Here is a 15,087-nt window from a genome sequence, read left to right as displayed (position 1 = left end):
AATTTACGAATTATAAACTTATATCCTTAAAAAAATATTAATCTGTCATTTACTCAACCGTAACTGATTTTGCAAGATTTCTTGGCTGATCTACATTTTTACCCAGCATCACTGCGATGTGATAGGAAAGCAATTGCAGCGGTATTGTGGTGAGCAATGGGGTTAGTGCTTCAAGGGTTTCAGGCACTTCAATCACGTAATCGGCTAAACCGCGTACTTCTGTATCTCCCTGAGTTACAATACCAATGATTTTTCCCTTGCGAGATTTTATTTCCTGAATGTTACTGACTACTTTTTCGTAGTGCCCTTTTCGGGTAGCAATTACGGCGACAGGCATTTGCTCATCGATGAGGGCGATTGGACCGTGCTTCATTTCAGCCGCAGGATAACCTTCGGCATGGATGTAAGAAATTTCTTTCAATTTTAAAGCTCCTTCAAGAGCCACCGGGAAATTATACCCTCTTCCTAAATACAAGAAATTTGAAGCGTTTTTATATTCTTCGGCTACAGCCTTAATATGTTCATTGCTTTTGAGGGCTTCTTCAACCTTAGCCGGAATCAACTCCATCTCCTGAAGATAGCGATGCAGGGCAGTTTTTGACAAAATACCTTTCGCCTTGGATATTTTAAGCGCCATTAAGGTGAGTACCGTAATTTGCGTAGTAAATGCCTTTGTAGAAGCTACACCAATTTCTGGCCCTGCATGGGTGTAGGCACCCGCATGAGTTTCTCTTGAGATGGATGATCCCACTACATTACACACTCCAAACACAAACGCTCCCTGGCCTTTTGCCAATTTTATTGCAGCCATAGTATCTGCAGTTTCGCCACTTTGAGATATAGCGATTACCACATCTCCTTTGTGTATGATTGGGTTGCGGTATCTAAACTCTGAAGCGTACTCCACCTCAACGGGAATACGTGTGAATTCTTCAAAAATATATTCGGCTACCAATCCTGCATGCCAAGAGGTTCCGCAGGCAACAATTATAATTCGAGGTGCCTGGAGAAATTTTTCAAAATGGTCATCTACTCCTGCCATTCTTATGATGCCTTGTTCGACTAACATTCGACCTCTAAAGGTATCTTTAATCGCATCTGGCTGTTCATAGATTTCTTTAAGCATAAAGTGGTCGTAACCACCTTTTTCGATTTGTTCTAAATTCATTTGAAGTTCCTGTATATAAGGATCTACTAATGAATCATCTTGTATTTTTCTGATTTTTATCCCCTTTGAGATACGAACTACTGCCATTTCTCCATCTTCAAGATAGATTGCATTAGTAGTGTACTCAATGAATGGAGATGCATCTGAGGCGATAAAAAACTCTTTTTCACCTACTCCAATGGCCAATGGGCTACCTAGACGAGCAACGACGATCTCATCTGGTTTATTTTTATCAAAAACTGCAATGGCATAAGCTCCTACCACTTGATTTAAGGCGATTTGGACTGCTTTTCCCAGTTTCACATCATCTTGTTTCTTGACGTCTTCAATGAGGTTTACTAGAACTTCGGTATCTGTATCTGAGGTAAAGGTGTATCCACGTTTAATTAATTCTTGTTTTATGGCATCATAATTTTCAATAATCCCATTGTGAATAATCACCAGATCACCAGAATTTGAATAATGCGGATGAGAATTAACATCATTGGGCTCTCCATGAGTGGCCCATCTGGTATGACCTATACCTATTGTTCCCTGGGTTGAAATTTCACTTTCAAGCTTTTCTTCCAGCTCAACAACTTTACCTTTAGTCTTGGATAGTTTTAAATCTTTACCATCATACAGAGCGATGCCAGCGCTATCATAGCCTCTGTATTCAAGCCTTTTGAGTCCTTTTAAGACAATAGGATAAGCTTCGCGATGACCAATGTAGCCTACAATTCCGCACATATAAATTTAATTGGGGTCTGTGTAAAATATTCTGAGTTTCAACCTCTTTTCTTCATCAGGAAAATTATTTCCGTAAAGTACTACACCTTGATGGGAGATAACCGATGTTGTGGGTATAGTCGGCACGAGTTCTTCAACATCTTCCTCTACTTTGACTTGTGATCGTGTGCTGAGGTTTACATTTTGAGCAACTGTAATTCCCAAGATTAGATTGTCAACGTCTTCATCATCTTCTAAAGCCTCTACTAAAGCTTTAATATACTCGGTGATTTTAATCCTGTAGAAACTATCATCAGCGTTATCGTCATTTAGCGGACCTAAGTGTTGCGTTCGAGATAGCTCAGGAAATGCCGTATTTTCTTGTTCTAAAAAGAAATCTGTCAATACGGTTTCATTTACCAAATCATAAATGAAAATACGTTGAGGTGCATTTGAAGAACTTCCTCTTACATAAAACTCCAGATTAGCTTCATTGATTAACCAATTATTTGTGCTTATTTCATCTACAATCGATGCATCTAATTCAACTACAGCCATATTACCCTGTCCACCTTTTAGATATAAATATTCAGCGCCATTTACCTCGTCTTGATCGCTGGCAGAAAGAGTGATTTCTTCACTGTTATTCATGACATTGACACTATTGGCTACATTGCCTTGATCCCTAAAGTTGAGCTTAAATGTATTTTGAACCTCGGTTTCAATAGAATCTCCGGTTTCATCATCAACAGTGGTGGTTGTAGAACGATAAAAGAGTTCTATCCCGGCATCTGGGTTCGCAAAATTAAAAGCGACTAAAGTTCCATTTTCACCTGTGGCCTCAGCTTCAAAATAAATTCCTCTAAAAAAGTTTCTAAAATTATTATTACTAGAAAGTTCTACTTCACCCTCTTTATCTATAATTATGTTCTCAAACATTTGAAGAATTGCCAAATCGGCAGTCTGTAAATCATCATTATCCGGTCGCTCTTTGAATACTAATCTCAAACGTGGTGAACTATACGTGCTAACGATCTCTTGTTCTGGCTCACCATCATCACCGATAATAGGATTCCCATCCTCATCAAGTTCATCTTCAAGAGTATCTAAACGGATTTGATCTGCACTAGGCGTAAATCCTTGAAGTTCTCGTAGTAACTCTCCTTTAGCATTCCCATTGAAATCACTAATATCATTAATATCGGAAAAGAAATTCAACTCATCTTCAAAATTACTTTCCACGTCAAGATCTGCCAAGTAATACTCAGATTTATAAACAGATAGATTGATAGGAGAGCCTCCAAATACTGAGTCAAGGTCATAGGTTCTATTCTCTTCATCAACTCCTGTTTCACTTGTTAACGTTGAAAAATAAGGTAAGGTAAGAACTACACTATCTAATACTGGATCTGTTCCAAAAGTGGGATTAACATTTTGTAAGGTGACTTGCGACATCACGCTGTAGGTGGTTTCAATCTCTTGACTTCCATCTTCTCCATATTTAACCGGGTCTTTATAAAACCCTATTAGATTTATAGGAAGGTCATCTGTTTCTACTGCATCTAATTTTACATTATAGGACGTAACGTCGAATGAATCCTGGGTTAAGGTAAGCGGATCAAAAAGGTTTGTTCCTAACGTCGTTTGCTCTTCTTCACAAGATCCTATAAGAAAAGTACATAGGACTACAGCCATCATTCTGGCAGCATATATAATTCGCTTCATTAAACTAGTCGTTATTTTCTTCTAAAACATTAGTTAGATAGAATTGCTGATAGGCTTCAGCAAAATTGTCTTTGTGATAGTAATCCAATACTGGTTTTTTACTATTATCAATGAACTTTTCCAGTTCATCTGGTAAATTTTCACTCCCTTTAATTACGGCATCAGAATTTTGTACGGCAATTTTAAGTAGATTCGTATACGTGGGCTCATCAAGAGGTGCAACAGCATCTTCTTCCATCCCGTCAAATAAAACTTTCATTTTCATATCACCATCTAACGCTCCATCAAAGCTTTGATTGTATACAGAGGTAACAATTTTAGACTCTTCAAACAATGGTTCGTTGCCATAATAATTACGGAGATACAGTGGCAATAAAGACGCCAACCATCCATGGACATGAATGATGTCTGGAGACCAGTTCAATTTTTTTACCGTTTCAATAACGCCTTTTGCAAAGAAAATTGCACGCTCATCATTATCTTCAAAAAGCTGTCCATCCTCATCTGTTAATGTGGCCTTGCGTTTAAAGTAATCTTCATTATCGATAAAGTAAACCTGCATTCGCTCTTTAGGAATAGAGGCTACTTTAATGATTAATGGCATGTCTAAGTCATTGATAACTAAATTCATTCCAGATAAGCGAATCACTTCGTGCAGCTGGTGTCTTCTCTCATTGATATTCCCAAATCTGGGCATAAATATTCTGATTTGTCCACCCATCCCATTCACCATTCTAGGTGCCTCAAACGACATTGCAGAAATTTCTGTTTCGGGTAAATAAGGTATAACCTCAGATGATACGTATAATATCCTCTTATCCTTCATAAAACTTGAATTATTAGTATTCTTGTCAAAAAACATGCAAAAGTACTAAATTTTATGCAGATTGAACTGAAAATATTAGCTTTGTCGGCTCTTAAATACACTAAATGAAGGTCTTTACAACCCGAGAATCACTTAAAAAATTTATACAACCTTATAGAGAGAAAAATTTAAGCCTTGGGTTTGTTCCCACAATGGGAGCATTGCATGAGGGACATTTATCTCTAATTGCCGCCTCATTAAAAGAAAATGCTTACACCATAGTGAGTATTTTTGTAAACCCAACCCAGTTTGATAATCCTGCCGATCTTGAAAAATACCCAAGAACCTTAGAGAAAGATGTCCAGCTATTACAAAAACTGTCTTCTGATATTGTCATTTTTGCTCCAGCCGCTTCAGATTTTTATCAAGGCAAGATTGTGGCAAAAACATTTGACTTTGGCACTATTGCTAATCAAATGGAAGGACGTTTTAGAAAAGGACATTTTGATGGAGTGGGTACAGTAGTCTCGTTATTGTTTGAAACAGTTCAGCCTACAACAGCTTATTTTGGAGAGAAAGACTTTCAGCAATTACAAATCATAAGAAAATTAGTGAAAATTTTGAAGTTGCCCGTCAAAATTATTGGCTGCCCTATTGCAAGAGAACCTCATGGATTAGCGCGCAGTTCAAGGAATGAGTTATTGAGCTATAGTGACCGAAAAGAAGCTGCCTTTATCTACAAAACACTTCAAAAAGCAAAAAAATTGTTTGGCATAAAAAGTGCAAACGAAGTAAGAGATTGGGTGAAAGATGAATTTAAGAAAAACGTCAAGCTCTCATTAGAGTACTTTGAAATCGCTCAAGAAGATTCTCTTCTTCCAGTCATTAGAAAAAATAAAAATAAGTCCTACAGAGCATTTATTGCGGTTCAATGTGGCGCTGTAAGATTAATTGATAATATTGCTCTAAAGCACTAACTTTGCATTATGCTTATACATGTTGTAAAATCTAAAATCCACCGCGTTAAAGTCACAGGAGCTGACTTAAATTATATTGGAAGTATAACTATAGATGAAGATCTTATGGACGCAGCCAATATAGTGGAAGGTGAAAAAGTACAAATTGTGAACAATAATAATGGTGAGCGTCTTGAAACCTATGCTATCCCAGGACCGCGTAATAGTGGAGAGATTACCCTCAATGGAGCTGCAGCACGCAAAGTAGCTGCCGGTGATATTTTGATTCTCATCACTTACGCCATGATGACCATGGACGAGGCTAAAGAATTTAAACCTTCCCTAGTGTTTCCAAACGAAGAAAATAACCTTTTGGATTAAGGTGAGTCCAACACTAAAAAAAATACTAAAAACTTTACTCCCACTTTTGTTGGGAGTTTTTTTAATCTGGTACTCGGTGAGTAGTGCTACGCCTCAAGAAAGGGCAACTTTATGGAACAACATAACGTCTGCTAATCCAGGCTGGATTTTTATCTCACTAGTGTGTTCATTATTGTCGCACTTATCACGGGCGTATCGCTGGAATTACCTTTTGCAGCCTTTAGGACATTCTATTTCACTAAAAAATAGTTTTATGGCATTGATGATGGGGTATGTTTCCAATCTTGGTATTCCGCGATCTGGCGAGGTGTTACGGGCAGGCACAGCACGAACTTATGCTTCAATACCTTTTGAAAAAGGATTTGGAACTATCATCACAGAACGAATCATTGACCTTATTATGTTGCTTCTCATCGTCCTAGTGGCATTGTTCTTACAGACTCAGGTATTGCTTTTATATTTTGAATCAAATAAGATCAATCCGCTGTTACCCTTGCTTGCTGCTTTAATTTTGGTTTTTCTGGCATTTATGATATTAAAGATCATGAGGCGATCTTCAAATAGCGTTATAAAAAAAATAACAAGCTTAATAAAAGGAATGGTTGAGGGTATCATAAGTATCACTAAAATGCAAAAAAAAGTTCCGTTTATCCTGCATACCTTATTTATCTGGGCGATGTATTTTATCATGTTTTACATCATGAAAAACACAGTGGTTGAAACAACAAATGTAGGAGTACAAGGAATGTTGCTCGCCTTTATCGCCGGTGCATTTGCGGTATCTACAACTAACGGGGGAATAGGCGTTTATCCTATTGCAGTAGGTTTAGTCCTTTCGCTTTACGGGATTTCAAAAGAGAACGGCGAAGCACTAGGCTGGATTATATGGGGATCTCAAACGCTATTTAATTTAGTGATTGGGGGGTTATCCTTTCTATTTATATCATTGTTAAACTCAAAAAAAAATACATAACTTGTCCAACATACCTTACATCATAACCTATGAGAAATAGCTTACTTCTTTTTCTTTTCATCAGCCTTGGGGCTTTAGCTCAAACCCAGTACGTTAATGTAGAGTCTCAAATTCTTCAAAGTAAACGAAAAATTAAAATACAATTACCCCGAAATTATGCCGAAAATGAGGACAAAACCTACCCGGTTATTCTGACCCTAGATGGAGATTATCTCTTTGAAATTTTAGCGGGTAATGTTGATTATTCGAGTTACTGGGAGGACATGCCCGAAGCTATCGTGGTAGGCGTAATGCATGAAAATCGACGTCAAAAAGATCTTCAATATGAAGATGTAAATTACTATCCAGATGAGGAAGGAGCACTTTTCTTTGAGTTTATCGGGATGGAAGTTTTTCCATATCTGGATGAAAACTATCGCACTGCTAAATTTACCATTGCATTAGGCCATGATCAATCTGCCAATTTCATTAATTATTATCTCATGAAGGACAACCCCCTCTTTAGAGGGTTTATTAATCTTAGTCCGGATTTTGCTCCGCCCATGCCAGATCGTATCGCTGATGTATTGAGTAATTCTAAGCAAAAAATTTGGTATTACACTGCCACTGGAACTGAAGACGTAAACTCTCTTCGTGAAGATGCTTTAGCTCTGGATCAACGCCTAAAAGAGATTCAAAGTGAACAGCTTCTTTACACCTTTGATAATTTTAAGGGAGCCAACCATTATTCTTTGGTAGAGCGCGCGATACCTAAAGCCCTGGAAAGCATATTTTCAGTATATCGCCCAATTGATAATAAAGAATTCAATGAAAAGGTTATTACATCAGATTTAACGCCCTATCAGTATTTGATGAATAAATATCAAACAGTAGAGGATCTTTTTGGGCTCAATCAAAAAGTAAGGGTCAATGATTTTGTCGCTATTGCGGACGCTATTGAAAAGAAGGAAGCTTGGGATGACTATGAGGACCTAGGTAAATTAGCAAATCAATATTATCCTAAGGCCATGATGGGATCATATTATAAAGCCCGATTTTACGAAGAAACCGGAAGCCCAAAAAAAGCCATGCGCATGTATCAATCTGCCTTCCTTCTGGATGAAATCGCTAATTTAGATAAAGATACCATGCTGGATAGGTCTGAGCAGATTAAAGAAGATTTTGGATACTAACTAATCGTTTTCGCTTTCGCGGAAGAATACTATGGCCAAAGTAAAATCTACGTTTTTTTGTCAAAACTGCGGAGCCCAATATGCAAAATGGCAAGGTCAATGTACCGCATGTAAAGCGTGGAATACGATTGCCGAAGAGTTGGTACAGGCCGTAGATAAAAAGAAATGGAATACCACATCTTCCTCATCACAAAAAGCTGCTAAACCGCTTAAGTTATCACAAATTTCTTCAGCTGAAGAGCTGCGTCTCCCTTCAAAAAATGCCGAATTAGATCGTGTTCTAGGAGGCGGTATCGTTCCCGGATCACTTACATTGTTAGGTGGTGAACCGGGTATTGGGAAAAGTACCTTGATGCTACAAATTGCTCTAAGTCTTCCATTTAAAACTTTATACGTTTCGGGTGAGGAAAGTGCACAGCAAATTAAGATGCGTGCAGAACGTATCAATCCATCTTCTAATAACTGCTACATACTTACCGAAACTAAAACGCAACTGATTTTTAAACAAATTGAAGCTGTAGAACCAGATGTTGTCATCATAGACTCTATTCAAACCTTGCACACCGACTATATTGAATCTGGTCCGGGGAGTATTTCTCAAATTAGAGAAACCACAACAGAGCTGATTAAATTTGCCAAGGAAACAGCCACTCCAGTTATTCTAATAGGTCACATTACAAAAGATGGTCAAATTGCAGGGCCAAAGTTGCTGGAACATATGGTAGATACCGTTTTACAATTTGAAGGGGATCGCAATCATGTATATCGTATTTTGAGAGCCCATAAAAACCGCTTTGGTTCTACCAATGAGCTGGGAATTTTTGAGATGCTTAGTCAGGGTTTGCGTGAGGTTTCTAATCCAAGCGAAATCTTAATTTCAAAAACAGACGAGGAGTTGAGTGGAGCAACTATAGCCGCCACATTAGAAGGTATGCGCCCGTTGATGATCGAGATCCAGGCGTTAGTAAGCACGGCAGTATATGGAACGCCGCAGCGCAGTACTACAGGCTATAATGCTAAACGACTCAATATGATTTTAGCGGTGTTAGAAAAAAGAGCTGGTTTTAGACTAGGTGCTAAAGATGTCTTTTTAAATGTAACCGGCGGGATCAGTGTAGATGATCCGGCGATAGATTTAGCGGTTATCGCTGCTATTTTATCCAGTAATGAAGATATTGCTATTCCAAAGGATATTTGCTTTACGGGTGAAGTTGGTTTAGCCGGTGAGGTTAGACCGGTCACACGCATTGAGCAGCGTATACTAGAAGCTGAAAAATTAGGCTTCGCCAGTATTATGATTTCAAAACAATGTAAAACACAAAAAATTTCCAGCACCATTAGCGTGATCAGAGTAGCACGAGTTGATGATGTGGTACATCATCTTTTTGGTTAAGGTGCAGGATTTGGAATTTCTTCATGCACTGCGTCAATTTTTTTCAAAATCTCATCTGATAAGTGAACCTCCACACTGTCAATATTTTCTTTTAATTGATCAAGTGATGTTGCTCCAATGATTGTTGAAGTTACAAAAGGACGCTGATTGACAAATGCTAGCGATAGTTTTGTGAGTGATAAGTTATATTCATCTGCGATAGCTTTGTATTTTCGGGTTGCCCTAAAGCCATTCTCTTTGTGGTATCTGTTGTAGTTAGGGAATAAGCTCACTCTGGAATTTTTAGGATAGCCGTCTAAATATTTTCCGGTGAGTTGACCAAATCCAAGCGGTGAATACGGTAAGTATCCTATATTTTCTCGCAAAAGTATTTCAGATAGACCAATTTCGTCTTTTCGGTTCAATAAATTATAGGCATTTTGGACTGAAACTACCTTACTATTTCTATTACGTGTTTCTTCAATATATCTAAATAAGCCAAAAGGTGTTTCGTTAGAGATTCCAATATGCCGAATCTTACCTTGTGTAACAAACTCTTCTAATGAATCCAAAATTTGAGCAATATTATCCTGCCACCGCTCATCAGGATTATGTTTGTAATCGCGCTGTCCAAAAAAATTAGCGTTGCGCTCTGGCCAGTGCAATTGATATAAATCCAGGTAATCAGTTTGCAGGCGTTTTAAACTCTTATGCAACGCTTCTTGAATAGCTTCTTTGCTAAACCCTAAATTTTCTCTTATGTGTTTAAAGGTGGGACTAGGTCCTGTAATTTTAGAAGCTAGTATAACTTTATCCCGATGGCCCGTTTTAGTAAACCAATTTCCTATGATACGTTCTGTGCTTCCCTGAGTTTCAGCACGACCGGGAACAGAGTACATCTCTGCAGTATCAAAAAAATTAACACCTTTATCCAGAGCAAAGTCCATTTGTGCATGCCCTTCTTCTTCTGTGTTTTGCTGACCCCAGGTCATGGTTCCTAAACAAATCTTACTCACATCAAGATCAGTTTGCGGGAGCTTTTCGTAAATCATATTTAATGAATTAAGCTTCAAAAATAATCTCTCCTACCCCGAGTTTATTATAATGTTATCTTAATTCGTAAGAATATAGTTGAATTTATGTTAGTGCCTCAATAATGACTTAATTTTAGAAAACTATATCATGCTACCATATTACTTCACCATCCTTACAGAGTTAATATTTCCATCTTCATCATATTCTTGTATGGGATTTTTAGGATCGGTAATCCATTTGCCATCAACGATAAATTTATAGTGATGTTTGCCCGCAGACAGGCGGGTGGTATAGCTCCATCCATCCTTAGTTTTCTTCATTTGGTATTGATTTTCTGACCAGTTATTAAATGAGCCGACCAAAAAGACATAATCTGCGCGATAAAACTTCTTCAATAAAAAGGTTACTTCTTTTTTTATATCAAGATAGGAGTTATATCCACCAAATTCATTTTCAATCAAGTTTGGATTGGCCGGATCGGTCATCCAAACTTTATCTACTATGAACTTATATTCATATTCTCCTGGTTTAAGTTTTAACGTAATATTCCAACCTTCTTTGTCTCGTTTCATTTTAAAGTCGCGCTCATTCCACTTATTGAAACTACCACTCAAAACAACATTTTTAGCATCATAATAACCATTTAATCTAAACGTCTTGTTCCCGTGTTCGTCAGGATAAGCCAAATACATTTTTAAATTATAGGCATTAAGGGGTAATCCATTTTTGATAGCCCTTGTCCTATTAATCATCTCATCGCTGGGCTCTGCCCAATACGAGTTATTAACTACATACTTGAACTCCCATAAAAACTCGTCATTAAAATCTTCTAATTTTTTTCTTAACTCATAACGGTTTTCATCAATTTTGATTAATCGCCAATCATCTCTTGGTTTAGTAGACCAGTTATTAAATGCTCCTGAAAGAGTTACTTTTTTTATTTCAAGATCTTCAAAATCAATGACCCCGTAATCTCCTGATGCTTTTTCATAATCTCTTTTATCAAATGTAAAAACAATTTCATCGCCATCAATACGGTATCCTTTTACCTCGTTTTCTTGAGAAAATCCAATCGAAAAGGTAAAAAAGAAAAGAAAGTAAATCGTATTTAGGAAAAATTTAGTCATTGAAAACGATTGGATAATCAATAAAGAAAAGCATTTCTTTTTGATAATTAATAATCGTTCTCTTTTGGCGAAGAAACTCATAGCCAATAACTCCATCCAAGGATGTGCCAAAAGCTTCATTCATGCTATTAAGATTGGTTATGATGGTTTGCATTGGGCCTGTGTAAATGCTATTACTAAATTTTAGGCGGTGTAATTTACCAGTAATTACTTCAATTGTTCTTTTGCTTGCTCCCATGAGCTTTATTCTTCTTTCTGGAGAGAAGTTTCTGTAAATTCTTCGACTAACTTTTTTATTAAGTTGATTAAATTCTGCTCCAGAATCTAACGCAAGTTTAATTCCTTCACCGTTGATCTCGCCATTGAGTACAATGGTATGTCCTTTTAAATTGAAATGTAGGCTATCTGTAATTTTTTCGGCATATACTCTTTTATTTAAACGATCACCATTTGGGTTCACTTTTGTAAGTGTAATTTGATTTAAATAAAGATCAATAAATACCTCATAGTCTCTCAAAACAGTATATCCAATAATTCCGAGAAGGTTAATTTTTTTTGTTTTTTCAATATGAGAAAGATCAATAATATCTGATCTTTTGTTTTTTAAGCTAAAGTTATTGAGAATAAATTCCTGAAGATATTTTTCTCTCAGATCTTCAATTTGATTCAAAACTCCGGCACTTTTTCTATTGACCGTAGCGGTTGAATATTCATTAGAAAAATGAACACTATTTAAAAGAAGCGCCTCACTGCCAGTATCAATTATAAAATCCCCTTTTTTATTCAAAAGCTCTGCCTCAATTACAATGAGGTGATCAACTAACTTAAACGGTATGCGTGCGGTGTGTTCGTTGATTATTTCTGCTTCAGGAAAAACTATTCCTGTATCAATTGTAAAGACATTATCGTTATGCTTAACAGCAATGGCATCAACCCAAAAACAACTTAAAATAATACAGGCGAGGACAGATCTCATATAAATAAGACATTACTTCATCCTGTAAGTTACGTTTTTAAGAATAAAATTGATGTTAAAAGATATGTATCACCTTATTGTACCAAACGCCTAACTAATGTTAGACGCGTAGAATATTAGTATTAGTGGTACCTCCAGCCCTCGATCCCGAAGCGTCGGGACGGGGGAACTAGGGACTATTTTTGTGTCAATATATCATCTAAAATTTTAGGATCATCAATGATTTTTTAACAAAGGCTTTGCTTTTCATTCGTTTGATGAATTTTTCGAGTAAAATGGCATCTTCTTTACAACTGCAGTTGTAATCAAGCACCATTTTCCAATCATTAGCTTGTCGAGTAAAATTAGACTTAAAGTAATGCGTATTGTGTTAATGTAGTCTTGGTTTTGGATCAATAGATTCTCCTACATAAAATCGGTTTAGTTTCCTAGAATATATTACGTAGAGATAGTGAGACATATAAAATAAAAAAGCCCGAACGTTAATTCGGGCTTGTGGTACCTCCAGGAATTGAACCAGGGACACATGGATTTTCAGTCCATTGCTCTACCAACTGAGCTAAGGTACCCCACTACATTTCTGCTTAAAAGTTTATTGGCTTTCAGCGTAGGCGGGTGCAAATATAACGGCATTTTACAAAACCCGCAATAACATTCTCTAAAAAAATCATTTCGTAGTTTTGACCCCTTAATCCAAAGAAATGAATCTGGTCATTGACATAGGGAATTCGCGTGTAAAACTAGGAGTATTTAAAGACAATACGCTGATTTATAAAGAAACCTGCAACATAATTAAACTACATGCAGTCGTTAGTAATGTACAGCAAAAATACCCCTTAATTAAATTTGCACTTGTTTCCAGTGTGGTTAAAAAACATGATGAGCTACTTAAAATGCCTCCTACAATTGAAAAAGTATTCTATTTAGACTCTGATACATTGGTTCCATTTAAAAATGAATATGAAACCCCAAAAACATTAGGTAAAGATCGAATTGCCTTGGTTACGAATGCGTTTTATACCTACGAAAATAGAAACTGTTTAATCATCGATGCGGGCACCTGCATTACCTATGACATTCTTACTGCAGAGGGAAAGTATAAAGGAGGAGCTATTTCGCCGGGAATTTTGATGCGATTTAAAGCGCTAAACAATTACACTGGTAAATTACCGTTAGTAGATCACATTGCAGAATTAACTGTCAAATTGACTGGAAACTCAACGGAAAAAAGCCTGAGAAGCGGAGTCTTAAACGGAGTTTTATTTGAAATAGAAGGGGTTATTAACGCCTACAAAGAAAAATATCAGGATTTAACAGTGATTTTGACCGGTGGAGACCAGCATTTTTTGTCTAAAAACTTAAAAAATAGCATATTTGCCACCTCAAATTTTTTACTGGAAGGTCTAAATCACATTTTAGCATACAATACGAATTCATGATCAAAAAAATAATAGTGCTTTTTATCATCTGTAGCTCCTTAAACAGTGTAGCACAAGAGCGATCATCTTCACCTTACTCCTTTTTTGGAGTTGGCCTTCAAAAATTTAAAGGCACCGCAGAAAATCGTGCCATGGGTGGATTGAGCATATTTTCAGATAGCATACATTTAAATTTACAAAACCCCGCAGGATATGGGCGTCTCAAATTAACAACATTTACTGTCGCCGCTACACACAAAGAATTATCTCTGGAGCAGGTAGACGTAACAGAGACCAGTTCTAATACTTCACTAAATTATCTTTCATTGGGATTTTCTGCTGGTAAGTTGGGCTTTGGATTTGGGCTCATTCCTACCACTGCTGTTGGATATGACATTAGTAATGCAGATGGCAGTAATCAATATTCGGGAGAGGGAGGATTGAACAAATTGTACCTGGGTGCAGGATATGCTATAAATGATGATCTTACTATTGGATTTGAGACAAGTTATAACTTTGGAAACATTCAAAACAGAAGAATAACAGTTATTGAAGATATTTTATACGGAACACGTGTAATCGATCGATCAGATTTACGCGGGTTATCATTTAACTTTGGTGCCCAGTACAAAAAAACGATAAAAGGATTCGATTTTCACACCAGCGTTTCTTTTGCCCCAGAAGCTTCCTTAACTTCTGAAAATATAAAAAATACGGCAACTGTAGTCGTTATCAATGATATAGAAGGAGTGACTGATGAAGATGAACGTCAATTGGATGATACAGATCTTACTCTTCCCTCTAAATTAAGTCTTGGCGCAGGGATAGGTAAAGCAAGAAAATGGTTCGCCGGAGCAGAATTTACACTTCTTGGAGAGGGAAGTTTTAATGCTAATTCTGGATTCAATCCTAATTTTGAACCAACATTTACCACAGGGAATAGTGTAAAAGTTGGAGGATACTTTATCCCGAAATTTAATGACATTACAAATTACTTCAAACGCATCGTATACCGTGCGGGAGCGAGATATGAACAATCTGGTTTAGTGATCAATGGAGAGGACATTAATGAGTTTGGCATATCTTTTGGACTAGGTCTACCCGCTGGACAAACATTCGCAAATACCAACCTCACGGTTGAGTACGGTCAGCGAGGAACAAATCTTTCTGGTTTAATTTTTGAAGAGTTTGTAAATGTATCCTTAAGTTTATCCTTTAATGATAGATGGTTTCAAAAAAGAAAATTTAATTAATATGACTAACATAAGTAC

General features: G+C 36.9%; 13 protein-coding genes and 1 tRNA gene. 7 read left to right on the top strand and 7 right to left on the bottom strand.

What is annotated here, in order from left to right:
* Positions 1 to 49: 49 nt before the first annotated feature.
* The 3 genes from glmS to ABD000_RS08660 are packed head-to-tail and all read right to left on the bottom strand — an operon-like array spanning position 50 to position 4,427.
* Positions 50 to 1,897: a glutamine--fructose-6-phosphate transaminase (isomerizing) gene (gene glmS, locus ABD000_RS08670; protein ID WP_343766073.1), complete on the bottom strand. Its 1,848-nt coding sequence runs from the start codon at positions 1,895 to 1,897 to the stop codon at positions 50 to 52.
* Positions 1,898 to 1,903: 6 nt separating this feature from the next.
* A complete protein-coding gene (bamH, locus tag ABD000_RS08665; protein ID WP_343766071.1) occupies positions 1,904 to 3,601 on the bottom strand; it encodes a BamH family beta-barrel-assembly machinery protein in 1,698 nt (565 codons plus the stop codon).
* 4 nt (positions 3,602 to 3,605) lie between these two features.
* Positions 3,606 to 4,427: a glycogen/starch synthase gene (locus tag ABD000_RS08660; protein WP_343766067.1), complete on the bottom strand. Its 822-nt coding sequence runs from the start codon at positions 4,425 to 4,427 to the stop codon at positions 3,606 to 3,608.
* A gap of 104 nt (positions 4,428 to 4,531) precedes the next feature.
* Between ABD000_RS08660 and panC the strand changes: the two genes are divergently transcribed.
* From panC to radA, 5 genes are read left to right on the top strand one after another with little or no spacing between them, the layout of a single operon-like run.
* Entirely contained in the window at positions 4,532 to 5,383 is an 852-nt protein-coding gene (panC, locus tag ABD000_RS08655) for a pantoate--beta-alanine ligase (protein WP_343766064.1), read from the top strand.
* Positions 5,384 to 5,392: 9 nt separating this feature from the next.
* On the top strand, positions 5,393 to 5,743 hold the full coding sequence (gene panD, locus ABD000_RS08650) for an aspartate 1-decarboxylase (protein ID WP_343766061.1): 351 nt from the start codon (positions 5,393 to 5,395) through the stop codon (positions 5,741 to 5,743).
* 1 nt (position 5,744) lies between these two features.
* The gene (locus tag ABD000_RS08645) at positions 5,745 to 6,716 is read left to right on the top strand and encodes a lysylphosphatidylglycerol synthase transmembrane domain-containing protein (protein WP_343766059.1); all 972 of its coding nucleotides are present in this window, start codon (positions 5,745 to 5,747) and stop codon (positions 6,714 to 6,716) included.
* A gap of 29 nt (positions 6,717 to 6,745) precedes the next feature.
* Positions 6,746 to 7,888 carry an alpha/beta hydrolase gene (locus ABD000_RS08640; protein ID WP_343766057.1) on the top strand — a complete coding sequence of 381 codons (1,143 nt, stop codon included), beginning with the start codon at positions 6,746 to 6,748 and terminating at the stop codon, positions 7,886 to 7,888.
* A 31-nt stretch (positions 7,889 to 7,919) separates the two neighbouring features.
* Positions 7,920 to 9,281, top strand: a complete 1,362-nt coding sequence (gene radA, locus ABD000_RS08635) for a DNA repair protein RadA (protein ID WP_343766055.1) — start codon at positions 7,920 to 7,922, stop codon at positions 9,279 to 9,281.
* On the opposite strand, the gene ABD000_RS08630 is transcribed toward radA, so the two are convergent.
* The 4 genes from ABD000_RS08630 to ABD000_RS08615 form a co-directional block, all read right to left on the bottom strand.
* Complete coding sequence (locus tag ABD000_RS08630) at positions 9,278 to 10,312, bottom strand: aldo/keto reductase (protein ID WP_343766052.1); 1,035 nt, start codon at positions 10,310 to 10,312, stop codon at positions 9,278 to 9,280. The two genes, radA and ABD000_RS08630, sit on opposite strands and share 4 nt — an antisense overlap.
* A gap of 141 nt (positions 10,313 to 10,453) precedes the next feature.
* Positions 10,454 to 11,422 carry an early set domain-containing protein gene (locus tag ABD000_RS08625; RefSeq protein WP_343766050.1) on the bottom strand — a complete coding sequence of 323 codons (969 nt, stop codon included), beginning with the start codon at positions 11,420 to 11,422 and terminating at the stop codon, positions 10,454 to 10,456.
* The gene (locus tag ABD000_RS08620; RefSeq protein WP_343766048.1) at positions 11,415 to 12,398 is read right to left on the bottom strand and encodes an aspartyl protease family protein; all 984 of its coding nucleotides are present in this window, start codon (positions 12,396 to 12,398) and stop codon (positions 11,415 to 11,417) included. Before ABD000_RS08620 ends, ABD000_RS08625 begins: the two co-directional genes overlap by 8 nt.
* Before the next feature lie 496 nt (positions 12,399 to 12,894).
* Positions 12,895 to 12,967: transfer RNA gene (locus ABD000_RS08615), tRNA-Phe, on the bottom strand.
* A gap of 132 nt (positions 12,968 to 13,099) precedes the next feature.
* Between ABD000_RS08615 and ABD000_RS08610 the strand changes: the two genes are divergently transcribed.
* Together ABD000_RS08610 and bamG are read left to right on the top strand one after the other, a co-directional pair.
* Positions 13,100 to 13,837 (top strand): type III pantothenate kinase, encoded by a 738-nt coding sequence (locus ABD000_RS08610; RefSeq protein WP_343766046.1) that lies wholly within the window; start codon positions 13,100 to 13,102, stop codon positions 13,835 to 13,837.
* Positions 13,834 to 15,069, top strand: a complete 1,236-nt coding sequence (bamG, locus tag ABD000_RS08605; RefSeq protein WP_343766044.1) for a BamG family beta-barrel-assembly machinery protein — start codon at positions 13,834 to 13,836, stop codon at positions 15,067 to 15,069. The genes ABD000_RS08610 and bamG overlap by 4 nt, the downstream gene beginning before the upstream one ends.
* The last annotated feature ends 18 nt before the right edge of the window (positions 15,070 to 15,087 follow it).

Origin of the sequence: Gangjinia marincola (genome assembly GCF_039523415.1) — a bacterium.
GTDB classification, from domain to species: Bacteria; Bacteroidota; Bacteroidia; order Flavobacteriales; family Flavobacteriaceae; genus Gangjinia; species Gangjinia marincola.
The sequence above is the reverse complement of the archived record's forward strand: the minus strand, read 5'-3'. Positions and strand labels throughout refer to the sequence as shown.

Excerpts from the sequence above, each read along its gene's own strand:
- panC (WP_343766064.1), top strand. The coding sequence starts at position 4,532 with ATGAAGGTCTTTACAACCCGAGAATCACTTAAAAAATTTATACAACCT.
- glmS (WP_343766073.1), bottom strand. The coding sequence starts at position 1,897 with ATGTGCGGAATTGTAGGCTACATTGGTCATCGCGAAGCTTATCCTATT.
- ABD000_RS08620 (WP_343766048.1), bottom strand. The coding sequence starts at position 12,398 with ATGAGATCTGTCCTCGCCTGTATTATTTTAAGTTGTTTTTGGGTTGAT.
- panD (WP_343766061.1), top strand. The coding sequence starts at position 5,393 with ATGCTTATACATGTTGTAAAATCTAAAATCCACCGCGTTAAAGTCACA.
- ABD000_RS08660 (WP_343766067.1), bottom strand. The coding sequence starts at position 4,427 with ATGAAGGATAAGAGGATATTATACGTATCATCTGAGGTTATACCTTAT.
- ABD000_RS08610 (WP_343766046.1), top strand. The coding sequence starts at position 13,100 with ATGAATCTGGTCATTGACATAGGGAATTCGCGTGTAAAACTAGGAGTA.
- bamG (WP_343766044.1), top strand. The coding sequence starts at position 13,834 with ATGATCAAAAAAATAATAGTGCTTTTTATCATCTGTAGCTCCTTAAAC.
- ABD000_RS08630 (WP_343766052.1), bottom strand. The coding sequence starts at position 10,312 with ATGATTTACGAAAAGCTCCCGCAAACTGATCTTGATGTGAGTAAGATT.
- ABD000_RS08640 (WP_343766057.1), top strand. The coding sequence starts at position 6,746 with ATGAGAAATAGCTTACTTCTTTTTCTTTTCATCAGCCTTGGGGCTTTA.
- ABD000_RS08625 (WP_343766050.1), bottom strand. The coding sequence starts at position 11,422 with ATGACTAAATTTTTCCTAAATACGATTTACTTTCTTTTCTTTTTTACC.
- radA (WP_343766055.1), top strand. The coding sequence starts at position 7,920 with ATGGCCAAAGTAAAATCTACGTTTTTTTGTCAAAACTGCGGAGCCCAA.
- bamH (WP_343766071.1), bottom strand. The coding sequence starts at position 3,601 with ATGAAGCGAATTATATATGCTGCCAGAATGATGGCTGTAGTCCTATGT.